The 24,751-nt window shown below is 62.5% G+C and carries 23 protein-coding genes and 1 riboswitch; of the genes, 14 read left to right on the top strand and 9 right to left on the bottom strand.

The window, feature by feature from the left end:
* Positions 1 to 77 precede the first annotated feature (77 nt).
* Entirely contained in the window at positions 78 to 356 is a 279-nt protein-coding gene (locus tag DQG18_RS05520) for an Rdx family protein (RefSeq protein WP_116653222.1), read from the bottom strand.
* 116 nt (positions 357 to 472) lie between these two features.
* On the opposite strand from DQG18_RS05520, the gene DQG18_RS05515 reads away from it, so the two are divergent.
* Positions 473 to 832: a YegP family protein gene (locus tag DQG18_RS05515; protein ID WP_116653221.1), complete on the top strand. Its 360-nt coding sequence runs from the start codon at positions 473 to 475 to the stop codon at positions 830 to 832.
* Between the two features lie 257 nt (positions 833 to 1,089).
* On the opposite strand, the gene DQG18_RS05510 is transcribed toward DQG18_RS05515, so the two are convergent.
* The 3 genes from DQG18_RS05510 to DQG18_RS05500 are packed head-to-tail and all read right to left on the bottom strand — an operon-like array spanning position 1,090 to position 4,016.
* Positions 1,090 to 2,127 carry a histidine kinase dimerization/phosphoacceptor domain -containing protein gene (locus DQG18_RS05510; protein WP_116653220.1) on the bottom strand — a complete coding sequence of 346 codons (1,038 nt, stop codon included), beginning with the start codon at positions 2,125 to 2,127 and terminating at the stop codon, positions 1,090 to 1,092.
* Between the two features lie 2 nt (positions 2,128 to 2,129).
* The gene (locus tag DQG18_RS05505; RefSeq protein ID WP_116653219.1) at positions 2,130 to 2,576 is read right to left on the bottom strand and encodes a response regulator; all 447 of its coding nucleotides are present in this window, start codon (positions 2,574 to 2,576) and stop codon (positions 2,130 to 2,132) included.
* A 3-nt stretch (positions 2,577 to 2,579) separates the two neighbouring features.
* Positions 2,580 to 4,016 carry a sensor histidine kinase gene (locus tag DQG18_RS05500; RefSeq protein WP_245958373.1) on the bottom strand — a complete coding sequence of 479 codons (1,437 nt, stop codon included), beginning with the start codon at positions 4,014 to 4,016 and terminating at the stop codon, positions 2,580 to 2,582.
* Between the two features lie 205 nt (positions 4,017 to 4,221).
* Here DQG18_RS05500 and DQG18_RS05495 point away from each other — a divergent pair, with 205 nt between their 5' ends.
* The 6 genes from DQG18_RS05495 to DQG18_RS05470 all read left to right on the top strand — a co-directional run bounded on the left by DQG18_RS05495 (position 4,222) and on the right by DQG18_RS05470 (position 11,449).
* Positions 4,222 to 4,947: a VWA domain-containing protein gene (locus tag DQG18_RS05495; protein WP_116653217.1), complete on the top strand. Its 726-nt coding sequence runs from the start codon at positions 4,222 to 4,224 to the stop codon at positions 4,945 to 4,947.
* Entirely contained in the window at positions 4,944 to 5,687 is a 744-nt protein-coding gene (locus tag DQG18_RS05490; RefSeq protein ID WP_116653216.1) for a J domain-containing protein, read from the top strand. The genes DQG18_RS05495 and DQG18_RS05490 overlap by 4 nt, the downstream gene beginning before the upstream one ends.
* A gap of 512 nt (positions 5,688 to 6,199) precedes the next feature.
* A complete protein-coding gene (locus DQG18_RS05485; RefSeq protein WP_116653215.1) occupies positions 6,200 to 7,792 on the top strand; it encodes an ABC transporter substrate-binding protein in 1,593 nt (530 codons plus the stop codon).
* 76 nt (positions 7,793 to 7,868) lie between these two features.
* On the top strand, positions 7,869 to 8,843 hold the full coding sequence (locus DQG18_RS05480; protein ID WP_116653214.1) for an ABC transporter permease: 975 nt from the start codon (positions 7,869 to 7,871) through the stop codon (positions 8,841 to 8,843).
* 3 nt (positions 8,844 to 8,846) lie between these two features.
* Complete coding sequence (locus tag DQG18_RS05475; protein WP_116653213.1) at positions 8,847 to 9,788, top strand: ABC transporter permease; 942 nt, start codon at positions 8,847 to 8,849, stop codon at positions 9,786 to 9,788.
* Positions 9,788 to 11,449, top strand: a complete 1,662-nt coding sequence (locus DQG18_RS05470) for an ABC transporter ATP-binding protein (protein WP_116653212.1) — start codon at positions 9,788 to 9,790, stop codon at positions 11,447 to 11,449. Before DQG18_RS05475 ends, DQG18_RS05470 begins: the two co-directional genes overlap by 1 nt.
* 142 nt (positions 11,450 to 11,591) lie before the next feature.
* Here the strand turns inward: DQG18_RS05470 and DQG18_RS05465 are convergent, their stop codons facing one another.
* Positions 11,592 to 12,632 (bottom strand): zinc ABC transporter substrate-binding protein, encoded by a 1,041-nt coding sequence (locus tag DQG18_RS05465; protein WP_116653211.1) that lies wholly within the window; start codon positions 12,630 to 12,632, stop codon positions 11,592 to 11,594.
* Positions 12,633 to 12,729: 97 nt separating this feature from the next.
* On the opposite strand from DQG18_RS05465, the gene DQG18_RS05460 reads away from it, so the two are divergent.
* From DQG18_RS05460 to DQG18_RS05450, 3 genes are read left to right on the top strand one after another with little or no spacing between them, the layout of a single operon-like run.
* Positions 12,730 to 13,569 (top strand): ATP-binding cassette domain-containing protein, encoded by an 840-nt coding sequence (locus DQG18_RS05460; protein WP_116653210.1) that lies wholly within the window; start codon positions 12,730 to 12,732, stop codon positions 13,567 to 13,569.
* A complete protein-coding gene (locus tag DQG18_RS05455) occupies positions 13,562 to 14,365 on the top strand; it encodes a metal ABC transporter permease (protein ID WP_116653209.1) in 804 nt (267 codons plus the stop codon). The genes DQG18_RS05460 and DQG18_RS05455 overlap by 8 nt, the downstream gene beginning before the upstream one ends.
* The gene (locus DQG18_RS05450) at positions 14,362 to 14,757 is read left to right on the top strand and encodes a Fur family transcriptional regulator (protein ID WP_116653208.1); all 396 of its coding nucleotides are present in this window, start codon (positions 14,362 to 14,364) and stop codon (positions 14,755 to 14,757) included. Before DQG18_RS05455 ends, DQG18_RS05450 begins: the two co-directional genes overlap by 4 nt.
* Before the next feature lie 24 nt (positions 14,758 to 14,781).
* On the opposite strand, the gene DQG18_RS05445 is transcribed toward DQG18_RS05450, so the two are convergent.
* Positions 14,782 to 15,507, bottom strand: coding sequence for an SIMPL domain-containing protein (locus DQG18_RS05445; RefSeq protein WP_116653207.1), 726 nt, complete (start codon positions 15,505 to 15,507; stop codon positions 14,782 to 14,784).
* A gap of 77 nt (positions 15,508 to 15,584) precedes the next feature.
* Complete coding sequence (locus tag DQG18_RS05440) at positions 15,585 to 16,562, bottom strand: aldo/keto reductase (protein ID WP_116653389.1); 978 nt, start codon at positions 16,560 to 16,562, stop codon at positions 15,585 to 15,587.
* A gap of 92 nt (positions 16,563 to 16,654) precedes the next feature.
* Positions 16,655 to 16,887: riboswitch (cobalamin riboswitch) on the top strand.
* A gap of 61 nt (positions 16,888 to 16,948) precedes the next feature.
* On the opposite strand from DQG18_RS05440, the gene cobW reads away from it, so the two are divergent.
* The 3 genes from cobW to cobO are packed head-to-tail and all read left to right on the top strand — an operon-like array spanning position 16,949 to position 22,662.
* Positions 16,949 to 18,004, top strand: a complete 1,056-nt coding sequence (gene cobW, locus DQG18_RS05435) for a cobalamin biosynthesis protein CobW (protein WP_116653206.1) — start codon at positions 16,949 to 16,951, stop codon at positions 18,002 to 18,004.
* 4 nt (positions 18,005 to 18,008) lie between these two features.
* Entirely contained in the window at positions 18,009 to 22,001 is a 3,993-nt protein-coding gene (gene cobN, locus DQG18_RS05430; RefSeq protein WP_245958372.1) for a cobaltochelatase subunit CobN, read from the top strand.
* Between the two features lie 16 nt (positions 22,002 to 22,017).
* Positions 22,018 to 22,662, top strand: coding sequence for a cob(I)yrinic acid a,c-diamide adenosyltransferase (gene cobO / locus DQG18_RS05425; RefSeq protein WP_116653205.1), 645 nt, complete (start codon positions 22,018 to 22,020; stop codon positions 22,660 to 22,662).
* 84 nt (positions 22,663 to 22,746) lie between these two features.
* Here cobO and DQG18_RS05420 read toward each other — a convergent pair whose 3' ends face one another.
* Both DQG18_RS05420 and DQG18_RS05415 read right to left on the bottom strand, forming a co-directional pair.
* Entirely contained in the window at positions 22,747 to 23,040 is a 294-nt protein-coding gene (locus tag DQG18_RS05420; protein WP_116653204.1) for a DUF4282 domain-containing protein, read from the bottom strand.
* Positions 23,041 to 23,125: 85 nt separating this feature from the next.
* Positions 23,126 to 23,608: a hypothetical protein gene (locus DQG18_RS05415; RefSeq protein ID WP_157970014.1), complete on the bottom strand. Its 483-nt coding sequence runs from the start codon at positions 23,606 to 23,608 to the stop codon at positions 23,126 to 23,128.
* A gap of 115 nt (positions 23,609 to 23,723) precedes the next feature.
* On the opposite strand from DQG18_RS05415, the gene DQG18_RS05410 reads away from it, so the two are divergent.
* A complete protein-coding gene (locus DQG18_RS05410; protein ID WP_116653202.1) occupies positions 23,724 to 24,746 on the top strand; it encodes a LacI family DNA-binding transcriptional regulator in 1,023 nt (340 codons plus the stop codon).
* Positions 24,747 to 24,751: the final 5 nt, after the last annotated feature.

Here is a 24,751-nt window from a genome sequence, read left to right as displayed (position 1 = left end):
GCGGAACGGTTTGGCCTTTTGTATGGCCGGGCCAGCATGGGATTGCGCGATGGGCGCGATTGGAAGAAACGGGCTGCCTACCGGTCTATATGCCCGAGGTCACGCCCGGGATCAATCGCGTCCCGTACGCGCTGCTTGAGCGTTTTTATGTCGGGAAACCCGCCATCGCGGGTGCGCTCCCATATGGCCTCGTCATTGCAATCTATCTCGAAGGCCCCGCCCGTTTCGGGCACAAGCGTCACGGCACCCAGGCCGGTGCCGAAGGTCGAAAGCAGTTCCTGACCCATCCAGGCCGCGCGCAGCAGCCAGTTGCATTGGGTACAATAGGTAATGGTGATCTGCGGTTTTTTACCCATTGAGATATCCTTGAGGCGCGCCTCTGCTTGCCAACACGTTCTGGCCGGTACACATTTGTCGCTGTGCGGGAAATTGAAACCCGCTGTAATGCAACCGATTCGAGGGTAAAGAGGCCATGCATAAATTCAAGATTGTCGATCGCAAGGATGACCAGTTCGGCGTCCAGTTTCTTTACAACACCGAGATCATGGTCTGGTCGGAAAGCTACAAACAGAAATCCAGCGCCATCAACTGTATCGACTCCATCAAGAAAAATGCACCCTCCGCCGCCATCGCGGATCTCACGAAAGACGAAGAGGGCAAGGGCTATCGCTTTGAGATCGTAAAATCCAAGAACGACCAGTTCTTTGTACGCTTCGTTGCATCGAACGGGGAAACAATGGTCATCTCAGAGACCTACACCGACAAGCGTAACGCCATCAACTGCGCCCAGTCGATCCAGAAGAATGCCCCTGGCGCGCCGACCGAAGAATAGTCGCCGTTTCAGCAGGACCGCGCTGGATTGAGTATGGCCCCCGGAATGTTTCAGGTTTTGATGGGAACAGCCTGCCGCGGCGGTTGGGGTTGCATTGGACAGGATGCCGGGAACGAGACCCGGAATGGCATTGGCGGCTTTGGCCGATGCCTGCCCCATTCCCGCTTGTCACTCCGGGATTTATTCCCGGGGTCCAGCCGAACCCGCGGCAATTAGGGAAGCTCGACGATTCGGTAAGAACCTGAAACGATCTCGATCTAGATCGAGATCGTGAGCCGTGCCCGGGTGCCCTTGTCCACAACGTCATAAGAGAGCGTGGCGCCCAGCCCGTTGGCGGTTGCGGCAATGACGCGGGAGCCGACCCCGGTGCCTTTGACTGGGCCTTCACCCGACCAGCCTACCCCGTCGTCCTCGACGATGATATCGATAGTGCCGGGTGCCGGCTGATGGGCGAGGATGCGGATTTCGCCGCCCGCGCTCTGGACGTAGGCGTACTTGACCGCATTGGTCACCAGCTCGTTGACGATCACCGCGACTGACACCGCCTTGTCGGTTGGCAGGCGTACGGGATCGGCAACGAGCCGGATCTCCGCGTTCGACCCATCCAGCGACATGGTCGACTGGATGTCATGGGCGAGGTTGGCGAGATAGGCGTCCATATCGACGAACCGTACATCGTCGGTCGTATAGAGCCTTTTGTGGATGCCTGCGATTGCCGAGATGCGCCCCTGGGTTTCAAGAAGAGCTTCCTTGGCCGCGGGGTCCGCGACCGCCGAGGTCTGGAGCCGTACGAGCGCCGCGACCAGCGCCAGAGAGTTCGCGACGCGATGGTTGACCTCGGCCAGTGCAAGCTCGGCGCGCTCCTTGGCGTCGTGGATTTCCTGCTCGGCCTGCTCGCGGGCCTTACGCAGCCGCGAGGTTTCGATCGCCTGTTCGACGGCGGTATGGAGCAGGGCGGTGAAATCCTCCCCCACCGCCTTCAGCACGTAATCCGCCGCGCCCGCCTTGAGCGCCGCCACGGCAATTGCGGCCTCTGTCGAGGCGGTGACGTAAACCACCGGCGGCGCCTCGGGGTGCTTGCCCAGGGCCTCGAGGATTTCGAGCCCCGTCCCGTTGCTGAACTGGTGATCGAGAACCACCACGTCGAACACGCCGGCCAGGATGCGCTCGAGCCCGTCGTCAGGGCAGGTGATATGCTCGACATCGCGGCCCTGCCGCCCCAACGCCTTCTGGACCAGGCGCCCCAGCGCGGGATCGTCGTCGATATAAAGAATCTTGGCGGGACCTTTTGGCAATTCTATGCGGTCTCCGGAACCTGCATGACTGAAAAGAACAACCCGAGCTGCCGGATCGCATTGGCGAACCCCTCATAATCCACGGGCTTGGTGATATAGACATTGGCGCCCAGATCGTAGCAGCGCTGGATCTCGCGCTCGTCGTCGGTGGTCGTGAGCACGATCACCGGCGTGCGCTTGGTATGGGCGTTGGCCTTGACCTTTTCGAGGATCGATACCCCCGTCATGTCGGGCAGGTTGAGATCGAGCAGGATGAGAAGATGGCGTCCGGCACTTACCTCGCCCGAGCCGTCCGCGCCGAACAGATGGACGAGTGCGTCGGTTCCGGTCCCGAACGCCACGATAGGGTTGTTTACGCCCGCGCGCCTGATGTTCTTTTCGATCAGCCTTGCATGACCTGCGTCATCCTCGATCATGACGATGGTGACGGGTCTGGATTCCTGGGCCATTTCCTATCCCTTGTTCCTGACGATTGTGCGCAGATCGGGGGCCAGCGTTACGTTGAAACGCGTGCCTTCGCCCGGTGTCGATGTGAGAGTGATATCCCCGCCGAGGTTGCGGGCCATGATCCGAACATGGGCAAGCCCGATTCCCTCGCCCGATATGTTCTGGGTGCCGGAGCGGCGAAACAACTCGAATACTCTTTCATGGTCTTCTGGGGTGATGCCTCGCCCGTTGTCAGCGACCGATATGACGATGCGGCCATTCGCTTCCTGCCAGCCTTCGATGCCCAGCACGGTCGGCCGTCCCGGTTGATGGTACTTTATGGCATTGTCGAGGAGATTGCCCAATATTTGTTCGAGGGCCAGCTTGTCGGTGAAGACCGGAGGGGTCTTGACCGAAACCTCGACCCGGCCGTCCTGCTCATCGATCTGGTGACGGACCGAACCAAGGGCCGTTTCGATGGTTTCCGCAAGGTCGACCCGTTCGGCCTTCAACTGCCTCTGCCCCTCGCGCGAGATCTTGAGGATGGCGTTGATCAGTCCGTCCATCTTGCGGGTCGATGAGCGGATGAACCCGACTGCTTCGGGCAGATCCTCTCGTGCCGCCAGTTTGGCCGCTTCCAACTCGGGATCGCCGGCGTCTTCGGGATGCCGGTCGATGAGCTTGCCGATCGGTTCGATGGCCGCCTCCAGCTCGCTCGTGAACCCCATGATGTTGACCAGGGGTGCCCTGAGGTCGTGCGTCACGATATAGGCGAAGCGCTGCACCTCCTCATTGGCGCGCATCAATTCGGTGGTGCGCTCGGCAACGCGCCCCTCGAGATCGGCATTGAGCGTTTCAACCTCGACCCGCGCGGTCTCGAGATCGCGTGTATAGCGGATCACCGTCAGCGCTGCCGCGCCGACCACGCCGAGGATGACGAGTCCGCCCACGACTGAAACGAGCCGTAGATTGTTCCATGCCGCACGCTGATCGACCACCCCTTCAAACGAAAGGGCATCGGCTGCAGCGATCACCGCATCGAGAAGAGTCCGCATTTGCTCCATCAGCGCAAAGCCTTCATCGGTCCTCACGATCGCGATCGCCTCGACGAACTGGCCGGTCTGTCCCAGCTCGACGGTATGGGTCAGTTCGGCCAGCTTGGCGTCCAGTTGCGCCCGGAACTCGACCAGCGGCCCGGTCGCCTGCGGGTGGGGGGTCAGAACGGCTTCAAGCCGGATGAGGGCGCCCGGGATGCTCGCAAGGGCGGCGCGGTAGGGAACGAGATAGGTTTCATCGCGGGTCAAGAGGTAGCCGCGCTGCCCGCTTTGTGCGTCCTGGAGCAGATTGCGCAACTGGACGGCAGCCTGACGGGCATCGCGCGCCTCCACCACGTCCTCGAAATAGACCTGCGTGCGTTCCACCAGCCAGACCGAGGTGGCGACAATCCCCACAAGTGCGATCATGCCGACTAAGATGAAAATCAGGCTGGTTCGGGCGAAACCCCGAGAGGATATGGGCATTTTACTCTACGCAGCCGGGGTGAAGAAACGTACCCGGAATTTGGCGCAAAAATAAAACGAGAGCAAGTTTCTGAATTGAAATGCCTTTTTGTCTGCACTTGCGATGCAGACGTATGGCGACCATATTGCTAGCCAGTCAGGAAGGGCCATGAAGACAAAGCAACCGAGCAAGCGCGATGACGCTCTTTCGGCGCGCCGGTCGCGCGCGCAATCGGGTGCGGTTGCCGATTTCATCGCACAGGTCGGCACCATGGCCGTATCGAAGACCGGCGAGGGCGACAAGGGCCGGCTGCTTTTTGCACTCGATGCCACAATGAGCCGCCAGCCCACCTGGGATCTTGCCTGCCAGCTTCAGGCCGAAATGTTCGAGGCGGTCGCCGATTCCGGCGGGCTCAACGTTCAACTCATCTATTTCCGAGGATTTGGCGAGTGCCGCGCCTCCAAATGGGTTGCCGATCCGCGCGCGCTGGCGAACCTTATGACCGGCATCGAATGCCGCGGCGGGCACACCCAGATCTCCAAGGTCCTTTCCCATGCTCGCGCCGAGCACAAAAAGAAAAGGATCAACGCCATCGTCTATGTCGGGGACGCCATGGAGGAAGACATCGACAAGCTTGCCCAGAAGGCGGGCGAGATCGGGCTTCTGGGGTGTCCGATCTTCCTGTTCCAGGAAGGCCGCGACCCGACTGCCGAGACCGCATTCCGGGAATTTGCCCGGCTCTCGAAAGGCGCCCATGCGCGTTTCGATGCCAGCGCCCCGCGCGAGCTTGCCGCGCTTTTGCGGGCCGTGGCTGCCTACGCCGCCGGCGGACGACAGGCTCTCAGGCTTCAAGGGAGCGGGCAGGCAAAAAAGCTGCTCGAGCAACTTAAATGACCTGGGTGTTGCTCGGCGGGGCTGTGCTCATTGTGGCCATCTATCTTTACTCTCTCTATGTGCAGGGCGAAATCCGCAAGCTGGTGCGCGCATTGCGCTGGGTCGTGGGCGGCATGCTTGCCGTCGTCGCATCGTTCGTTGCCCTACGCGGGAACATGATGATCGGCTCGATGATCGGATTTGCCGCAGCGGGGGTCCTTACACGCGGACGGCTTGGTCCCATCGATTTCGGGGCGGGCATGTCGAGTCCCGGCAATGTCTCCACGGTCAGAAGCCGGTATCTGTCCATGCGGCTTGATCACGAAACCGGAACGGTTTCGGGCACGGTCGGCGAGGGCCTGTTCACCGGCCGCGATCTGGCTTCGCTTTCCGCAGAAGAATGCTGGGCGCTTTATGACGAGGTGGATGGGGACCCCGATTCCCTTGCCCTGTTCGAGAGCTGGCTGGACGCCAATCGCTCGGGCTGGCGCGAGTGGTTCGCCGAGCAGTTCGGCATGGATACCGATGGGGCGGCGGACAGCGAGAAGATGCACAGCGCCGCATCGGGCGTGACCGCCATCGAGGACGCCTACGAAATTCTCGGTCTTACGCCCGACGCCACCGCCGACGATATCCGCAAGGCGCACCGGACGTTGATGAAAAAAGTCCATCCCGACCATGGCGGTTCGGCCTTTCTTGCCGCCCGCATTAACGAGGCCAAGGACGTCCTTCTCGACCATATACGCAAATCGGCGCGTTGAACGGTGCGAGGGGCAGATTCGCCCTGCCGCCGGTGGTTTACCGGCATGGCCCGCAAGTCACCCGGGCCGGACTATCCGGTTCTATCGCAATACCAAAATTTTTTTACTGTATTTCCAGTAAGATAGTACTCTGCGGTACGCACCTTAGTCACTGTAAATCCTCGATTTTGTGACCATTAGGTCAAGAAGGGTCAGTTTGATTGACGTAAAGGGGTGCCAGATACCCATTGCGCGATCAAACAAAAGACGCTTTGTTGCGATCTCGGCATGCAATGCGTTTTCCGTGTTGCGGGCCCCAAGTCGCAGGGAGGGATCGTCATGCAAGATGTTCCCTGCATATCAAAAAAGAGAGAACGCCATACGAGTTAACCGGACACGTTCGACAGCGATGATCTCCAGGAGGGAGTCGGTTGTTCGATCTGCCCGTGTCGTTTGGTGTATTCTGTTTGCATAAGTCTTCACCGCCGGGCCTCGTTCCCGGCGGTGAGGCATATCAAGGGGAATGAACAGACATGAAAAAGACACTGACCGGCATCGCGGTGGCCTTGCTGGCCTCCTCCGTGCTCGTTAGCGCCGCCAGCGCGGAAACAGTCCGTTGGGCTCGCGCTTCCGATGCGCTGACCCTGGACCCGCACTCCCAGAACCAGGGCGTGACCCACAACTTCAACCACCACATCTATGAAACGCTGATGGATCGCGACGCGGAAGGCACACTCACGCCGCGCCTCGCCACCGACTGGTACGTCAAGGAAGGCGATGAGACGGTCTGGATCTTTGAACTGCGCGAAGGCGTCAAGTTCCACAACGGTGCCGACTTCACCGCCGAGGACGTCGTGTTCTCGCTCGATCGCGCCAAGTCCGAAGGCTCGAACATGCGCCAGCTTCACGCTGATGTGGTCGAGATCCGCGCGGTCGACGACCACACCGTTGAAGTGCAGATGGCCGGGCCGTCCCCGCTCTATCCCAACAACGTGACCAACACGTTCATGATGGACAAGGACTGGTCCGAGGAAAACGACGTCGTCGAGGTGCAGGATTTCGGCGCCGGCGAGGACAACTACGCCGTCCGCAACACCAACGGCACCGGTCCCTATGTTCTGGTCGAGCGCGATCCGGACGTGCGTTCCGTGCTGCGGGTCTTTGAGGACCATTGGGCCGACGCCCCCGCAGTCACCGAGATCGTCTATACGCCCATCGCCGATGCCGCGACTCGCGTCGCCGCGCTGCTTTCGGGCGAAGTCGACATCGTTCAGGACGTTCCCGTCCAGGACATCGAGCGTCTGGCGTCCACCGATGGCGTGAAGGTCGAAACCGGCCCTGAGAACCGTATCATCTATTTCGGCTACCGCTTCGGCGACCTGCGTGATGGTACTTCCATCTCGGGCACCGATGGCGCCAATCCGTTCGACGATGTGCGGGTGCTCGAAGCCATGAGCCTTGCCATCGACCGTGATGCGATCCGCCAGGTCGTGATGCGCGGCCAGTCGATCCCCACCTGTGTCGCCAACCCGCCGTTCGTTGCCGGCTGGGCGCCCGAATTCGACGCCTGCCCGCCGACCGATGTCGAGCGTGCGCGTGAACTGATGGCCGAAGCAGGCTACGCCGATGGCTTCTCGGTGACCCTCGACACCCCGAACGACCGCTATGTCAACGACGAGGCCATTTCGCAGGCCGTCGTGGGCATGCTCGGACAGATCGGCATCGAGGTGTCTCTCGGTTCGCGTCCCGTCGCCCAGCACTCCCCGCTCATTCTCAACAATGAGACAGACTTCTATCTCCTTGGCTGGGGCGTGCCGACCTTTGACTCGGCCTATATCTTCAACGACCTGATCCACTCCAAGACCGCCGAGTTCGACAATTACGGCACCTACAATATCGGTCTTTATGAAAACCCCGAGCTGGACGAAAAAATCCGGTCACTGGGCACCATGACCGATCTGGAGGCCCGTGACGCGCTGGTCCATGAAATCTGGACCACGGTTCAGGAGGATCGCGTCCTGCTGCCGGTCCACAATCAGGTTCTCGCTTACGCGATGCGTTCCGACATCACGCTGCCGGTTCATCCGGAAAACCAGCCGATGTTGACCACGGTGACGTTCGAGTAACCCGCTACGCGCTTGAAACGCCGCGCCATGACCTTTTGAGGTTGCGGCGCGGCGCTTCTCTACCGGAGACCACACAATGCTGGCCTTCATACTGAGGCGGCTCGGGCAGTCCATCGTCGTGATGCTCGTAGTTGCAGTCGTATCCTTCCTGATGTTCCGCTATGTGGGCGATCCCATCATCTCCATGGTCGGGCAGGAAGCCTCGATCGCCGATCAGGAAGCGTTGCGGGACCGTCTGGGCCTCAACGATCCCTTCTATGTCCAGTTCTTCCGCTTCATCACAAACGCTCTCCAGGGGCAGTTCGGCATTTCCTACCGCCTGCAGCAGCCGGTGACCGAACTTATCCTGTCGCGTCTGCCCGCAACGATCGAGCTGGCGCTCGTCTCGGCGACGATGGCGCTGGCCGTGGGGCTGGTGTTGGGTGTCTTTACCGCGCTCCGTCCCAGGAGTTGGTCGACCGGCGCGATCATGTCCGCTTCGCTGGTCGGCGTGTCGCTGCCCACCTTCCTCATCGGCATCGGCCTTATCTACATCTTTGCCGTCGAACTCAAATGGCTGCCTTCCTTTGGGCGCGGGGAAGTGGTCAATCTGGGCTGGTGGCGCACCGGTTTCCTCACCGAATCCGGCCTGCGCTCGATCATCCTGCCTGCCATCACGCTCTCACTGTTCCAGATGACGCTCATCATGCGGCTGGTGCGCGCCGAGATGCTTGAGGTGTTGCGCCAGGACTACATCAAGTTCGCCCGCGCGCGCGGCCTTTCCAAGCGCGCCATCAACTTCGGTCACGCGCTCAAGAATACGCTGGTTCCGGTCATCACCATCACGGGCCTGCAACTGGGCTCGGTGATTGCGTTCGCCATCGTCACCGAAACCGTCTTCCAGTGGCCCGGCGTCGGCTCGCTCTTTGTCAACTCGGTCGCGGTGGTCGACGTGCCCGTCATGGCGGCCTACCTGATGTTTGTCGCCTTCATCTTCGTCGCCATCAACCTGATCGTCGACGTTCTCTACTACATCGTGGACCCGCGCCTTCGCGTTGCGGGTGGGAGATAAGCCGTGACAGACATCGCAACTCCCGAAGGGCGCCAGGGCAGGATCGCAAGGTTTTTCGATTCCGACATCGTTTTTTCGTATCGCCGTTCCCCCATCGCGATCCTCGCCTCGATCGTGGCTCTGGGGCTGATCCTTGCCGCCGTCCTTGCGCCATGGATCGCGCCTTACGACCCGTTCAACCCGCGTACGCTCAACCTGATGGACGGCTTTACCAAGCCCATGTCCTCCTCGTTTGCCGGCAATTACTTCCTGCTCGGTTCGGATCATCAGGGCCGCGACGTGCTTTCGACCATTCTTTATGGTTCGCGCGTCTCGTTGCTCGTGGGGCTTTCCGCAACCCTTTTCGCCATGACGCTGGGCGTCGGGCTGGGCCTTGTCGCGGGCTATCGGGGCGGCCTGCTCGATACGGTGATCATGCGCATCGCCGATATCCAGCTTTCCTTTCCCGCCATCCTCATCGCGCTCCTGATCTTTGGTGTGGCGCGGGGGCTCATTCCGGCCAGCCAGCAGGAAAATGTCGTGCTCTGGGTGCTGGTGCTGGCCATCGGGCTTTCCAACTGGGCGCAGTTCGCCCGCACCGTGCGCGGCGCCACCATGGTGGAACGGCAAAAGGATTACGTTTCGGCGGCCCGCATCATGGGCGTGCCTCCGTTCTTCATCCTCATCAAGCACATCCTGCCCAACGTCATCGGGCCGGTGCTGGTCATTGCGACCATCGGTCTTGCGCTGGCCATCATCGAGGAAGCGACCCTTTCCTATCTCGGGGTCGGAGTGCCGCCCACCCAGCCCTCGCTGGGCACGCTCATCCGCATCGGCCAGCAGTTCCTGTTCTCGGGTGAATGGTGGATTCTCGCCTTTCCCGCCTTCACGCTCATTCTGCTTGCGCTTTCGGTCAACCTTCTGGGCGACTGGCTGCGCGACGCGCTCAATCCAAGGCTTCGCTGATGACTGAGCCGCTTCTTTCGGTTCGCGACCTCAAGGTCGTCTTCCACCTCCGGCGCGGTGACTTCACCGCCGTCAACGGTATCTCCTTTGATATCATGCCCGGCGAAGTGCTGGGCGTGGTGGGGGAATCGGGCGCTGGAAAATCCATGACCGGCACCGCCATCATGGGGCTCGTCGATCCGCCCGGCGAAGTCTCCGCAAGCGAAATCCGGCTGATGGGCGAGCGTATCGATGGCCTCGATGAAGAGGGTTTCCGCAAGATTCGCGGCAAGCGCATCGGCATGGTGATGCAGGACCCGCTGACCAGCCTCAACCCCCTCTATACGGTGGGCGAGCAACTCGTCGAAACCATCCAGCGCCATTTACCGCTCAACAATGCCCAGGCCCGCGAACGCGCCATCAAGCTTCTGGCGGAAGCCGGCATCCCGAGCCCCGAGGAGCGGATCGACGCCTATCCGCACCAGTTCTCGGGCGGCATGCGCCAGCGCGTTGTGATTTCGCTCGCGCTCGCCGCCGAGCCCGATCTCGTCATCGCGGACGAACCCACCTCGGCGCTCGACGTTTCGGTGCAGGCCCAGATCATCAAGGTCCTCAAAGACCTTTGCGCCTCGCGCGGGGTAGGCGTCATGCTCATCACCCACGACATGGGCGTCATCGCCGAAGCGGCCGACCGCATGATCGTCATGAACAAGGGCGAGATCGTCGAAACCGGAACGGTGGGCGACATCATCAAACGCCCCAGGGAGCCCTATACGATCAAGCTGATCGAGGCCATTCCCTCGATCAAGTCGCAAAATCCGCGCTACGCCGCCGCTGCCGCCCGGGGCGAAGTCGTCGCCGCCAATGACGATACCGCTCCCCTCGTCAGCGTCGAGAACCTTTTTTGCGAGTTCGATCTTTCGCCATCGGTCTTTTCGCGCCTCTTTGGCGGCAACCGCAAGATCGTCAAGGCCGTCAACGACGTGAGCTTTACCATCGGGCGCGGCTCGACCTATGGCCTCGTGGGTGAATCGGGGTCGGGCAAATCGACCTGCGCCCGCATGATGGTCGGCCTCCAGCCACCCACCGCCGGCAGCGTCAAGCTCGAAGGCACCGACATCTGGAAGGACAAGGGCGCCTCTGCCAAGCGTCGCCGTTCGATCCAGATGATCTTCCAGGACCCCTACGCCAGCCTCAATCCGCGTTGGCGGGTGGGGGAGATCATCGCAGAGCCGATCCGCGCGCTGGGCCTCACCTCCAGCCGCGCCGAGATCAACGACCGCGTGGCCGATCTGCTCGACAAGGTCCGGCTCGATCCGGGCGTGATGAATAAATATCCGCACGAATTTTCCGGCGGTCAGCGCCAGCGTGTCGCCATCGCGCGCGCTCTCTCGAGCCAGCCCGAAATCATCATCTGCGACGAGCCCACCTCGGCCCTCGACGTTTCGGTGCAGGCGCAGGTGCTCGAACTGATGACGGCGCTGCAGGAAGAATTCGGCCTCACCTACCTTCTTATCAGCCACAACCTGGCGGTCGTGCGCCAGATGGCCGATGCGGTCGGCGTGCTCCATAACGGGGTGCTGGTCGAAAGCGGCCCCGTCGAGGAGATTTTCGGCAATCCGCAAGCGGACTATACAAAAATGCTGCTCGAGGCGGTGCCCGATATTTCCAAGGTGGCTTGATCCCGCGATTTGCGCGAGCACCGCAGCCCCCCTCTCCCTCAGGGAGAGAGGGGGGGCTCGAAAGCCGATACATCCAAGGAGTTGTCCTTCTCCCCTTGGTGCCTTCTTCATCTTCAAGGGCCCCCTGAAATGGCAGGCCGACTCAATCGGCAAGACAGTCGATAAGGCTGTCGGCCAGCGCGCTGAGCAGGGTCGGATAAAGTCCGGGCCCGTTCTCGATTTCCGCGCCCAGTGGATCGAGCACGCCCACGCGCGCCGAGGTCCCTTCCGCGATGGTTTCGATCACCGCCGGGCTGAACTGCGGCTCGGCGAAAAGGCATGCCGCCGCGCTCGCCTCGACCCTTTCGCGGATCTCCGTCAACCGCGCAGCACCGGGCGCGATTTCGGGGTTGACGGTAAATGTCCCCGTCGCCTCGATGTCGAACCGCGCCTCGAAATAGTGGTAGGCGTCGTGAAAGACGAAGAACGGCTTGCCGCGAACCGGGGCGAGGGCCGCATCGATCTCTGTCTGAAGCGCGTCGATCCGCGCCGCAACCGCCTGGCCGTTGGCGTTGTAGGTTTCTCCATTGTCGGGATCGGCGGCAATCAGCGTATCGGTGATGACTGCAACCATCAGCCGGGCGTTCTGCGGATCGAGCCAGATATGTCCGTCTCCGTGCTCATGGGGATGATCGTCATGCGAATGATCATGGCCATGATCGTCGTGCCCGTGGTCATGCTCGTGCTCGTGGTTATGCCCCTCATGCCCATGATCATGCCCGTCATGGTCTGCGTGGTCATGCTCTTCACGATCTTCGTGATCGTGGCTGTGAGCCTCGAACAGTCCGCCTTCGCGCAGGCCCAGAATGGTCATGCCCTCCTGGTCCATCATCTCGACGATCTTCGCATCGCCCGCAAGCGAGCTTAGCGGACCGGGCAGGAAGGTCTCGAGATCTTCGCCGATCCAGAAAACGATATCGGCGCTTTCAAGCTTGGCGGCATCCGAGGGCCGCAGCGAAAAGCCGTGGGGGCTCGCCGCCCCCTCGACCAGAAGCTCCGGCGTCCCCACGCCGTCCATGACGGCGGCAACAAGCGAATGCAGCGGTTTGACGCTCGCCACCACATTGGGCGCGCCAAGCGCGGGGCTGGCTGCAAAAAGGGCGATGATGGCAGGCGCAACGAGCGCCATGGTGGTTTTCGACATTGTATATGGCGCTCCGGCAATCTATGTTATGTCATAACGTTCGCCATGTAATGCTATAACATTTATATCCATGTCAACACCTTCGACGAACAAGATCATGGAAAATTCAAAGCCCTCCTTACGCGACGAGATCGTCAGGGTCGCCGGCGCGGGCGTGCACCGCGACGGGCGTTGGCTGGTGCGCGGCGTCGATATGTCGATCGCCCGGGGCGAGATCGTGACGCTCATCGGCCCCAACGGTTCGGGCAAGTCGACAACCGTAAAGATCGCGCTCGGCATCGTCCCCGCCGATGAGGGTGAGGTCTGGCGCGCGCGGGGGCTGCGCGTGGGTTATGTTCCGCAAAAAGTAGCCATGGACCGTTCGCTGCCGATGACGGTCAGCCGCTTGCTCGCGCTGACCGGGCGCCGTTCGAGATCCGAAATCGCCGCAACGCTCGCCAGCGTCGGCATCGCCCATCTCGCCGGCGCCCAGATCCATTCGCTGTCCGGCGGCGAGTTCCAGCGCGCCCTCATTGCCCGCGCCATCATCGGCAGACCCGACCTTCTGGTGCTCGATGAGCCGGTGCAGGGGGTCGACTTTTCCGGCGAGGTCGCCCTTTACGATCTCATCGGCCGTATCCGCGACGACACCGGCTGTGGCGTGCTGCTCATCTCCCATGATCTGCACGTGGTGATGGCGCGCACCGATACGGTCATCTGCCTCAATGGCCATGTCTGCTGCTCGGGCACGCCCGAAGCGGTGTCGCTGACTTCCGAATATGCTGCCCTTTTCGGTCCCCGGGGCGCCGAAACGCTCGCCATCTACCGCCACGATCACGACCACGCGCATCTGCCCGATGGCACCGTGCGCGATGCGGCGGGCAGGCTCCATTTCGATCATCACGCCCACGGCCCCCATTGTGGACACGAGCACGGGGAAAAACACCAGGATGCTTGAGAGCTTTTTCACCCGCGCCATTCTTGCCGGCGTTGGCGTTGCGCTGGTCACCGGGCCGCTGGGCAGCTTCATCGTCTGGCGCCGCATGGCCTATTTCGGCGATACCATGGCCCATTCGGCCATTCTGGGCGTCGCGCTGGCGCTGTTCTTTTCCATTTCACCGATCATCGGCGTTTTTGCCATTGCGGTGGTCGTTGCGCTGATCCTGGCGTTCCTGCAGCGCCGGGGCACGCTTTCCGCAGATTCCCTGCTCGGCCTTTTAAGCCATTCCGCGCTAGCGCTTGGGCTGGTGCTGGTCTCGCTGATGCCCAATGTCCGCATCGATCTCATGGGGCTGTTGTTTGGCGATATCCTCGCCGTCTCGGCGGTGGACCTCATCGTGATCTATGGGGGCGGGGCGGTTGTGCTCGCCGCGCTCGCCTGGCTGTGGCGGCCCATGCTCGCGGGCACCGTCTCGGAGGAAATCGCGCAGGCCGAAGGGCTCAACCCCGAACGCACGCGCCTTGTCTTCATGGTGCTGCTGGCCGGGCTCATCGCCATCGCCATGAAGATCCTCGGCGTCATGCTGATCACCGCCATGCTCATCATCCCGGCGACAGCGGCCCGGCGGCTGGCCAGAACTCCCGAGCAGATGGCGCTTTACGCCGCCCTCGGCGGGGTCGCCGCCGTCCTTGCGGGGCTTTGGGCCTCGCTCCATTTCGATACGCCCTCAGGCCCCTCGATCGTCGTCGCCGCGCTTGGCGTTTTCACGCTCACCTCGCTTTTGCCCATGGGTGGGAAAGGACCATCCACATGACCCTACATACCGATCTAACCCGCAACCAGTCGCTCGTTCTTGGCGCGCTGGAAAGGGCCGAAGGTCCGATCAGCGCCTATGCGATTCTCGATGAACTGCGCACCGACGGCCTGCGCGCCCCACTCCAGGTCTATCGCGCGCTCGACAAGCTCCTCGACATGGGTCTCGCCCATCGCCTCGAAACCCTCAACGCCTTCATCCTCTGCGCCCACCCTCACGAGCACACCTCAGAAATCATCGCCTTCGCCATCTGCGAGACGTGCCGGCAGGTCTGGGAGTTTTCCGACGACACGGTCCGCGAACGCCTCATCGCCTGGACTCAAGCGCAGGATTTCAGGCCCTCGCGCACCACGATGGAAATAAAAGGCCAATGCCGCAAATGCGCGGCGTGAAGTCGTTGTCTTTGTAAGCCCCGGCTACTCCAGAAAATACGTGATCGTCGTTACGACCCGCACCTTCTTGTCGATCTGCTTTTCGCTGCGCTGGTCGGGAATTTCCACCGCCGCAAGAATCTCGAAAACCCCCTGATTGGCGGTCTGGATCGTCCCCACGCTCGCCCCGGCTTCGCGTGCGAACTCTTCTGCCGCCTCGCGGGCCCGTTGGGTTGCCTCGGCGAGCATGTCGGTCTTGAGATCGTTGATCCCGGTAAAGACGTAGGATGGCCCGGCATTGTAGCTGTCGGATGAAAACACCACCCCCTCGCGCAGCATCTCGCCGACATTGCGCGCCGCCTCGGCGATCATCTCGACCTCGTTCGAGGTGACGAGAAATTCTTCGGTCAGCACGAACCGGGCAAGGTCCGGCGTGTTGGAGGCGTTGTAGCCCGCCAGCCGGTCCTCGACGAGGATGTTCTGCACGCGCATCGCGTCGTTGGTAAAGCCCTGGCCCTCAAGGAACCGCCGCACCGCCGCGTCGGCCCGTTCCAGTTCGGCCCGCGCATCTTCGAGCGTTGGCCCGGTCGCGACGAACTTGATGGGCCAGAAACCAAGATCGGCCATCACCGGTCGCTCGGAAAGCCCTTTGACCGTCACGGTCCTGATCGGCTGGCGGCTTTCGATCAGCGCCTGCCCGCCAAGCCACCCCGCGCCCGCAAGGCCAACGGCAATCAGTGCCGCAGCAACAATCCTGCCCAGAAAATCCATTGTGATATCCCCATGATCGACGCCCTGCCGCCCGCCGATTGAGCATGGCGATTGTGGTGGGTTTACGGCGGATGCTGTCAGATCGGCCCACGGATATGCGGCCGCACCCCGGTCCGGTAATAGTCCTTGAGCTTTTCGTGCAGGCCCGCGGAAAGCGGCGGCAGATCGCTCGCCTCGGCGTTGACCGTCACCTGCTCGGGCCGCGATGCTCCCGCGATGATCGAGGAAACGGCCTCGTGGTCGAGAATCCAGCGCAGCGCCAACTGCGCCATGTTCATCCCCTCGGGCATCAACGCCCGCAGTCCCTCGGCCAGTTCCACCCCCTTGCCGAACGGAATGCCGCCGAATGTCTCGCAGACCGAGAACGCTTCCCCGTCGCGATTATAATGGCGCTGGTCGGTCGGGGCGAACGTCGTATCGGCGCTGAACTTGCCCGATAAAAGCCCCGAGGCGAGCGGCAGGCGCACGACGATGCCCACGTCTTTCGCCCTTGCCGCGTCGAGCAGTTTTTCGTTGGCGTCCTGGCGGAAGAGGTTGAAAATGATCTGCAGGCTCGCCAGCCGCTCGTGCTCGAGGCACACGAACGCCTCTTCCATCGTCTCGACGCTGGCCCCGTAATGGCGGATGAGCCCCTCCTCGACGAGATCGTTGAGCCAGCCGAAAATCTCGCCTTCCTTGAGGACGTGCGGCGGCACGCAATGAAGCTGGGCGAGATCGAGTGTTTCGACGCCCAACCGCCTTGCCGATTCTTCAAGGCTCTCGCGCATGCCGGCCTTGGTATATTTGTCGGGATAAAGCGTGTCCGACCGCCCCACCTTGGTCGCGATCACCAGTTCCTCGGGCTTGCCGTAAAAGGCGCCGATTCGGTGCTCGGAAAGCCCGTTTCCATAGACATCGGCCGTATCCCAGAAATTGATCCCCGCCTGCGCGGCGGTGGCAAGGATGGTGGAGGCTTCGTCATCCCCCATCGGCCCGAAATCTCCCCCGAGCTGCCAGCAGCCCAGCCCGATCTCGGAAACCTCATACCCGGTTTTACCCAGTCGCCGCGTCTTCATCTTCATCCTCCATGCCGTCGCCAAATTGATAGGCGAGTGACCGCACCGATGCAAACCGGCAAGCGCGATTGACTCGCCCTTGCGCCACGTGCCACTCATCTAATCGTGTTGGTTCCCCATTCGTTGCAAGAGTCGGTTGGGGAAGCAAAAGGGAACACGGTGCGGACGACCCAAAAGGGACCAAAACCGTGGCTGCCCCCGCAACTGTAAGCCGCGATGGATCTCGCGCGGTGCCACTGGCGATATCGATCGCCGGGAAGGTGCGCGAGAGCCGATTCCAGGGAGAGCGGCGAGCCAGGAGACCTGCCAGCACGACCCTCAGGCCCGGGCGCTTGCCCAAGGCTTCAACCCAGGCGCGTCGGGCGGACGCATCGGAGCAGTTTGATATGGCACAGACCAGAATACCCACCACCGTCATCACCGGTTTTCTCGGCGCGGGCAAGACGACCCTCGTGCGCCACCTTCTGGCTCACGCGGGCGGCAAGCGCATCGCGCTCATCATCAACGAATTCGGCGATATCGGGGTGGACCGCGATATCCTTGCCGGATGTGGTGACGAAACCTGCCGCGAGGAGGATATGATCGAGCTTGCCAATGGCTGCATCTGCTGCACCGTGGCCGACGATTTCATCCCCACCATGACCGCGCTTCTGGCGCGCCCCGACCGGCCCGACCACATCGTCATCGAAACCTCTGGCCTTGCGCTGCCCCAGCCCCTCATCCGTGCCTTCAACTGGCCCGAGATCAAGGCCGAGGTGACCATCGACGGCGTAGTGACAGTCGCCGATGCCGCAGCACTTGCCGAAGGCCGTTTCGCCTCCAACGAGGACGCCGTCGACGCCCAGCGCCGGGCCGACGAAATGCTCGACCACGAAACGCCGCTCGGCGAACTGTTCGAGGACCAGCTCGTCGCCGCCGACATGATCGTCCTCAACAAGACCGATCTGATCGACGAGGCCGCGCTGGCCGCCGTCGAAAACGAGCTGCGCGAACACATGCGCCCCGGCACCGGCATCGTGCGCGCCGCCAACGGCCATGTCGACACCCGCGCCCTGCTGGGCCTCGGCATCGGCTCCGAAGATCACCTCGAGGGCCGCGAAAGCCATCACGAGCTGGAGCACGATGGGGAAGGCCACGAGCACGACGATTTCGACAGCTTCTCGCTGACCCTGCCTTCCGGGCCGAGCCGCGACCAGCTTCTCTCGTGTCTCGGCGACACCATCGCCACCCACGATATCCTGCGCCTCAAAGGCTTTGCCGCCATCCCCGGCGCAACGGCCCGCCTTGCCATCCAGGCCGTCGGCCCGCGCATCAGCGCCTATTTCGACCGCCCGTGGCAGGATGGCGAGGAGCAGGTGACACGTCTCGTCGTCATCGGGGAAAGTCCCCTCAGCCGCGAGCTGATCGAACAAAGCTTGAGGAAGGTCGCGCAAGCGGCCTGACGCCATGCACCTTCTCGCCGCGCAGGCCGGTGCATTGCAGCAGGAAGGCGAGGCGATCGACCTCGCTCAGACCCCGGGCCGCTACGCCTTTGCCTCGTCCGCCGACAGCGAACTGGCCATGCTCGCCGCCGCCGCCGACCGGGCCGGCGAGGATGGGCTGCGGCTCGCAAGCCTCATGCGGCTGGCGCACAATTATTCGGTTGACCTCTGGTGCGCGAACACGCTTTCGAGCGCAAGGCTCATCGTCATCCGCCTCATCGGCGGCGCGGCCTATTGGCCCTATGGCTGCGAGGAGATCGAACTGCTCGCCCGCGAGAAAAAAATCGCCCTTGCCTTCCTCCCCGGCGACGCCAACCCCGACCCGGTGCTTCTCGCCCGCTCGACAATCCCCGAGGCCGACTGGCACGCATTGCACAAACTGTTCCTCGCAGGCGGCCCGGACAATGCCGACGCGATCCTTGGGGCATTCCAGGCATTGGCCGAGGGAAAGCCGGTGCCGCAGGAAGCAGAACCTTTCCCGGCGTTCGGATTTTGGGATCGGGAAAAAGGGATCACTTTGAATACCCCCACCCCCAGCCCGGGAGAGGAATCGCAGATAGATCTGCCGGTGTGGCTTCACCCCACCCCAGCCCTCCCCATCAAGGGGAGGGGGCTTCCTTTTTCTGGGCACGTTCCTACGCACAAGGCCAACACCTCCCCCCTTGTGGGGGAGGTTGGGAGGGGGGATTCGGCGCCTCACATCCCCATCCTCTTCTACCGCGCCCTCATCGAAGGCGCCGGAACAGCCACCCTCGAAGCCCTTGTCGAAGCCCTCGAAGCGAACGGCCTCAACCCCGTCCCCATCGTCATTTCCTCGCTCAAGGCCAAAGACTGCGCCGCCTTCGTCCGGCAGGCGCTGGGCGATCTCCACCCCGCCGCCATCCTCAACCTCACCGGCTTTGCGCTGGGCATCAATGATCTCGATGCGCAAGAGAACCCCTTCGCGCTCACCGACGCCCCGGTCATCCAGCTCGTCCAGGGCTCGCGCCCCCCGGTGATGTGGGAGGCCGACCCGCGCGGGCTGACGAGCAAGGATCTGGCCATGCAGGTGGTGCTGCCCGAACTCGACGGGCGCGTCGGCGGCCTGATCGTCGGGCACAAGGCCGAAGCGGTCTGGCACGCGCGCACGCAATGCCCGCTTACATCCTTCGCCGCCGAACCCGACGGCATTTCCCGCGCGGCAAACCTCGCAAGGAACTACGCCCGCCTGCGCACGACACCCCGCGCCGGGCGCAAGATAGGTTTTGTTCTGGCCAACTATCCCTTGCGTGACGGGCGACTGGCCAACGGCGTTGGCTACGACGCGCCGCAATCGACGGTGGAGATTTTGCGGGTGCTGGGGGAGGTTGGGTATGATGTGGGTGAGGCTGGCATCGCGCACCCCTCATCCGACCCGGCTGCGCCGGGCCCCCTTCTCCCTCAAGGGGAGAAGGGGAACCCTGCGGATGTCTCGGCTTGCGAGCCCCCCTCTCCCCTTGAGGGAGAGGGGCTGGGGGTGAGGGGTGCGCGGAGCCAGCCAAAGCCGCAAGATTTTCCATCCGGCATCGCCCTCATCACCCATCTCCAGACCGGCCCCACCAACGCCCGCCCCCAACACGGCGTCTCCGATGCCGTCCTGCCGCTTGAAACCTACAAGGCCTGGCTCGCCGACCTTCACCCCTGCATAAGCGAGGACGTCCCGGCTCGCTGGGGCGCCCCGGAGGCCGATCCCTTCGTGCGCGGCGATGCCTTCCATCTGCCCATAAAGATTTTCGGCAACGCCGCCATCCTCCTCCAGCCCGCCCGCGCCTACGACATGGCGGAAGAGGTGAGCTTTCACGATCCCAATCTCGTGCCGCCCCACGCCTATATCGCGTCCTACCTCTGGCTGCATCGCGCCTTCGGCATCCATGCGCTGATCCACAATGGCAAGCACGGCAATCTCGAATGGCTGCCGGGCAAGGCCAATGCGCTCGACAGCGAATCCTATCCTTTGGTACTCTGGGGGCAGGTGCCACATTTTTATCCCTTCATCGTCAACGATCCCGGCGAAGGCACCCAGGCCAAGCGCCGCACCGGCGCGACCATCATCGATCATCTGGTGCCCCCGCTTACCCGCGCGGAAACCTATGGGCCTCTAAAGGATCTCGAAGCGCTGCTCGATGAATATTATCTCGCCATGGGCATGGACCAGCGCAGGCTCGATACCCTCAAGCGCCGCATCCTCGATTTCACCCGTGACACGCGCCTCGACGCCGATATCGGCATTCCCGAGGACGACGCCGAAGCCCTCAACCGCATCGATAATTTCCTCTGCGAACTAAAGGAAGCCCAGATACGCGACGGGCTGCACGTCTTTGGCCGGTCTCCCGCCGGCGATTTCAAGCGCGATCTTCTGGTGGCCTTTGCCCGTGTGCCGCGCGGAGAAGGGCAGGGGGGCGACGCCTCGCTCATTCGCGCGCTGGCCGATGACTTGAAACTCGGCACCGACCCGCTCGCCCTCGATATGGCGGCTGAATGGACCGGGCCCAAACCCGAAGTTCTCGATACCGGCGGCGTCTGGCGCTCGGGCGGCGATACCATCGAGCGGCTCGAAGCGCTTGCCGCCCAACTCGTGACAGGCCGCGCGCCCGATCCCGAATGGACGGCCACGAGCGCCGTCCTCGCCCAGATCGAAACCGCCATCCGCCCCCGTCTCGAAGCCTCCGGGCCCAACGAGATAAAGGCGCTCCTCGATGGCCTCGACGGCAGGTTCGTCGCCCCCGGCCCCTCCGGTGCGCCGACGCGCGGACGCATCGATACGCTGCCCACGGGGCGCAATTTCTATTCCGTCGACAACCGCGCCGTTCCCACCCAGACGGCGTGGGCGCTCGGCCAGCGCGCCGCCGAACAGCTTTTGAAACGCCATTTCCAGGACCACGGCACCTATCCCCAGTCCATCGCCATGAGCGTCTGGGGCACCGCCAACATGCGCACCGGGGGCGACGACATTGCGCAGGCCCTCGCGCTGATCGGCGCCAAGCCGGTCTGGCAGGGCGCATCGCTCTCGGTCATGGGCTACGAGATCGTTCCGCTGGCAAAGCTGGACCGTCCGCGCGTCGATGTGACTTTGCGCATTTCTGGCCTGTTTCGTGACGCGTTCCCCGCCCAGATCGCGCTGTTCGATCGCGCCGTCCGCGCCATCGGCGCGCTTGACGAACCGGTGGAGGACAACCCCATTGCAGCCCGCATGCGCACCGACGCGCTGGCACTGATGAACGAAGGTCAGAGCGAGCCCGAGGCCGCGCTGCGCGCCGGACACCGCATCTTCGGCACCGCGCCGGGAGCTTATGGCGCAGGGGTCGGAAAAATGGTCGAAACCGGCAAGTGGCAGGACAAGGCCGATCTGGCCGAGGCCGTTCTTGCGACCGGCCAATATGCTTACGGCGCGCACGCTGAGGGCAGTCCCGAAAAAGCGGCCTTCGCGCAGCGCCTCAAATCCGCCGAGGCCGTTCTCCACACCCAGGACAACGCCGAGCACGATCTGCTCGATTCCGACCAGTATTACCAGTTCGAGGGCGGGCTTTCGGCTGCCGTCGAAACCCTTTCTGGCGTAAAGCCCGCCGTCTGGCACTTCGATACCTCGCGGCCTGAAAACCTCAAGGTCCGCACGCTCGAAGAAGAGATCGCCCGCGTCATGCGCGCCCGCGTCGTCAACCCCAAATGGATCGGGGCCATGAAGCGCCACGGCTATCGCGGGGCCTTTGAGATCGTCGCAACGCTCGATTTCATGTTCGGCTTCGCCGCCACCACCGGCGCGGTCAAGACGCATCATTTCGACCTCGCCTTCGAGGCGTTCGTCATGGACGAGGCGACGCGGGATTTCCTCAAGACAGCCAACCGCTTCGGCTATGACGAACTCATCGACCGTTTCAACGAAGCTCGCGAGCGCGGCTTCTGGACCCCGCGATCGAACGCGGCGTACGAATTTCTGGGGTAAGCCAAAGGATGGACCGATGACCGAAGAACGCACCAAGAAAATCGACCGCATGACCGAGGCCGAGCGCGATGCCTATCACGCCGAGAAAATGAAAAAAAAGAAGGTGGCACGCGACAAGCTCGTTGCGGCCAACGACAAGGAAAAGGGCCTGCTGATCGTTCATACCGGCAAGGGCAAGGGCAAGTCGACCGCCGCATTCGGGATGGTCTTTCGCGCCATCGCCCACGGCTTCAACGTCGGTATCGTCCAGTTCGTCAAGGGCAAGTGGGGCACCGGCGAGCGCGACATTCTGGAAAAATTCCCCGATCAGGTCTCGATCAACGCCATGGGCGACGGCTTTACCTGGGACACTCAGGACCGCCAGCGCGATCTGGCCGCGGCGCGGCAGGCCTGGGACCGGGCAAGGGAACTGATTGCCGATCCCGATTACAAAATGGTCCTGCTTGATGAACTCAACATCTGCCTGCGCTACGACTACCTGCCGCTCGACGAGGTGATCGAAACGCTACGGAACAAGCCCGCCGACAAGCACGTCATCGTCACCGGCCGCAACGCCAAGGACGAGTTGATCGAAATCGCCGATCTCGTCACCGAAATGACGCTGATCAAACACCCCTTCCGCGAGCAGGGCATAAAGGCGCAGGCTGGAATCGAATTTTAGAATCGGCCCCCCTTCCATCAATCCTCCCCGCCATCACCCGGACACGCCGGGCAACGACGGAAAAAATAGAATTGGGTGGCGCTGTCAGGCGCTGCGCTGGTCGCGAATGTCGCGCAAGAGGTCGCGGATCGAGAAGATCACCAGCCAGAACTCGACGACGAGCCGCCAGAGAACGAGGCCGATGACGCCGCCGACAAGTGCAACCAGTGCCCCGCCCAGCCCCATGCCCGGCGAGCCATAGGGATTGGACATCCCGATCAGGGCACCGAAAAAGCCAAGAATCGTGCCCAGCGTGATCAGCACGATGCCGATCCAGTAGATAACGGTCACCAGCTTGGGAAAAACGAAATTATCGAAATTCAGAAAAGCTTTCAGCATATCGGGCAACTCCCCCCACCCTGAACGAATCGAAAAGCATCGTCACTGTGATGAAAACAGCGCCATGAAGCAAGCGCCGGCTTTGTCAGAAACACCCGCCGTCCTGCCCTATGGACCGGCCGAGTCTGAGGGCGATGGGGTCGAAATCGGGGATGTCGGCTGCCGGATATTGGAGCCGGACATTGGCGGTCTGTCTGCCGCCGCAGGTGAGGATGGTCTTGGCGTAAAAGACGTGCCCCTTGCGCGTTCCGCCCCAGGCAGCCCAATCGGGCGTGACCGAGCGGTAGGTCAGCGCCCATCCTTCGCCTTCCTCGGCGCCGATGCGGCGGGCCATCTCGCCGGAAAAGTCGCCCCCCAGCGGAGCGCCCCAGGCCATGATCGTCGAACGTCCGTTCGCCGCGCGGAATATCCTGCCCTCGCCATCGGGCGTCGTCCCGCTCGCCCCGTAGCCGGGTGGAATGTCGACGCCGGCCCCGAAACGCGGATTGACATAGCGTGTCCAGTCCGCGCCGAACGCGGGCGCTGCAAGACATGCGGCAAGGAGGGCACACAGGGCGCATCGAATCATGATCCTATCAATTTGCCCGCCATTGCGGCGCATGCAAGGCATCCCTTCGGCTTGCCAGCCGCGACAAAATGGCTAGAAGATTGACGCCCTCGAAAATGCTGGGACGCTGGAAAACGTGAAAAGACCATCTATCGGTGACGTCGCCCGGCATGCGGGGGTTTCGACCGCAACGGTCAGCCGCGCTCTCAATGCCCCCGATGCCGTTACCGAAAAGACGCGCCGCAAAGTGCAGGAGGCCGTGGACGAGCTTCATTACGTCCAGAGCGAGACCGCGCGCAATTTCAAGCTCCAGCGTGCCAACGCCGTTCTGGTCGTCGCTCATGACGTGGGCTCGATCTACTATTCCGAACTTTTCCGGGGTATCCAGCGCCGCGCGCAAAGCTCGAATTTCACCGTCTCGATCACCAATCCCAGCCCCGGCGGCACCCAGGACCTGATCCTATCCAATCTGCGCACCGCCAAGGTCGACGGGGTGATACTCCTGTCGGGCCACCGCATTTCGGCCGACGATTTCGCGCTGATGAAAAAGCTGTATGCGGGCACCCCGCCCGTCGTCGCGCTGGGCGAGGAACGGGGCAACCTCAAGATCCCCCAATTGCTGATCGATAATGAGCACGCTGGCTACATTGCGGGACGGCACCTGATCGAGATGGGGCATACCCTGATCGGGCACACCTATGCCTCCCACAATACGCCCGTGCGCCGGGCGCGCGCCAACGGACTGCGCCGCGCGCTGACCGAGGCGGGCCTGCCCATAAGGCCGGAATTTTTCTTCGAGTGCGGGTTCGAGGCAGGTCTGGGCCGGAACGCGGCGCGTGCCTTTCTCTCGCTCCCCCAGCGGCCCACCGCCGTTTTTTGCGCAAACGATCTTGCCGCGATGGGGTTCATGAGCGAGGTGCACAAGCATGGGCTCTCCATCCCCGAGGACGTCTCCATTCTCGGTTTCGACGACATTGTTCTGGCAGACAGCTACATCCCCGCGCTCTCCACCATCCACCAGCCCCGCGACGAAATCGGCCGCCGGGCGATGAACCTGCTGCTCGACATCATCGAAAAGCGCAACACCGATCCCATCCCCACCGTCGAGGTGCCCGTGCACCTCATCCCTCGCGACAGCATCAAGCGCATCGCGCGCTAGCTGCC

Origin of the sequence: Pelagibacterium sediminicola, assembly GCF_003390885.1 — a bacterium.
GTDB classification, from domain to species: domain Bacteria; phylum Pseudomonadota; class Alphaproteobacteria; order Rhizobiales; family Devosiaceae; genus Pelagibacterium; species Pelagibacterium sediminicola.
The sequence above is the reverse complement of the archived record's forward strand: the minus strand, read 5'-3'. Positions and strand labels throughout refer to the sequence as shown.

Bases quoted from the DNA above. Each gene is read 5' to 3' on its own strand.
- DQG18_RS05520 (WP_116653222.1), bottom strand. From the start codon at position 356: ATGGGTAAAAAACCGCAGATCACCATTACCTATTGTACCCAATGCAAC.
- DQG18_RS05515 (WP_116653221.1), top strand. From the start codon at position 473: ATGCATAAATTCAAGATTGTCGATCGCAAGGATGACCAGTTCGGCGTC.
- DQG18_RS05505 (WP_116653219.1), bottom strand. From the start codon at position 2,576: ATGGCCCAGGAATCCAGACCCGTCACCATCGTCATGATCGAGGATGAC.
- DQG18_RS05500 (WP_245958373.1), bottom strand. From the start codon at position 4,016: ATGATCGCACTTGTGGGGATTGTCGCCACCTCGGTCTGGCTGGTGGAA.
- DQG18_RS05495 (WP_116653217.1), top strand. From the start codon at position 4,222: ATGAAGACAAAGCAACCGAGCAAGCGCGATGACGCTCTTTCGGCGCGC.
- DQG18_RS05490 (WP_116653216.1), top strand. From the start codon at position 4,944: ATGACCTGGGTGTTGCTCGGCGGGGCTGTGCTCATTGTGGCCATCTAT.
- DQG18_RS05485 (WP_116653215.1), top strand. From the start codon at position 6,200: ATGAAAAAGACACTGACCGGCATCGCGGTGGCCTTGCTGGCCTCCTCC.
- DQG18_RS05480 (WP_116653214.1), top strand. From the start codon at position 7,869: ATGCTGGCCTTCATACTGAGGCGGCTCGGGCAGTCCATCGTCGTGATG.
- DQG18_RS05470 (WP_116653212.1), top strand. From the start codon at position 9,788: ATGACTGAGCCGCTTCTTTCGGTTCGCGACCTCAAGGTCGTCTTCCAC.
- DQG18_RS05465 (WP_116653211.1), bottom strand. From the start codon at position 12,632: ATGTCGAAAACCACCATGGCGCTCGTTGCGCCTGCCATCATCGCCCTT.
- DQG18_RS05460 (WP_116653210.1), top strand. From the start codon at position 12,730: ATGGAAAATTCAAAGCCCTCCTTACGCGACGAGATCGTCAGGGTCGCC.
- DQG18_RS05455 (WP_116653209.1), top strand. From the start codon at position 13,562: ATGCTTGAGAGCTTTTTCACCCGCGCCATTCTTGCCGGCGTTGGCGTT.
- DQG18_RS05450 (WP_116653208.1), top strand. From the start codon at position 14,362: ATGACCCTACATACCGATCTAACCCGCAACCAGTCGCTCGTTCTTGGC.
- DQG18_RS05445 (WP_116653207.1), bottom strand. From the start codon at position 15,507: ATGGATTTTCTGGGCAGGATTGTTGCTGCGGCACTGATTGCCGTTGGC.
- DQG18_RS05440 (WP_116653389.1), bottom strand. From the start codon at position 16,562: ATGAAGACGCGGCGACTGGGTAAAACCGGGTATGAGGTTTCCGAGATC.
- cobW (WP_116653206.1), top strand. From the start codon at position 16,949: ATGGCACAGACCAGAATACCCACCACCGTCATCACCGGTTTTCTCGGC.
- cobN (WP_245958372.1), top strand. From the start codon at position 18,009: ATGCACCTTCTCGCCGCGCAGGCCGGTGCATTGCAGCAGGAAGGCGAG.
- cobO (WP_116653205.1), top strand. From the start codon at position 22,018: ATGACCGAAGAACGCACCAAGAAAATCGACCGCATGACCGAGGCCGAG.
- DQG18_RS05420 (WP_116653204.1), bottom strand. From the start codon at position 23,040: ATGCTGAAAGCTTTTCTGAATTTCGATAATTTCGTTTTTCCCAAGCTG.
- DQG18_RS05415 (WP_157970014.1), bottom strand. From the start codon at position 23,608: ATGATTCGATGCGCCCTGTGTGCCCTCCTTGCCGCATGTCTTGCAGCG.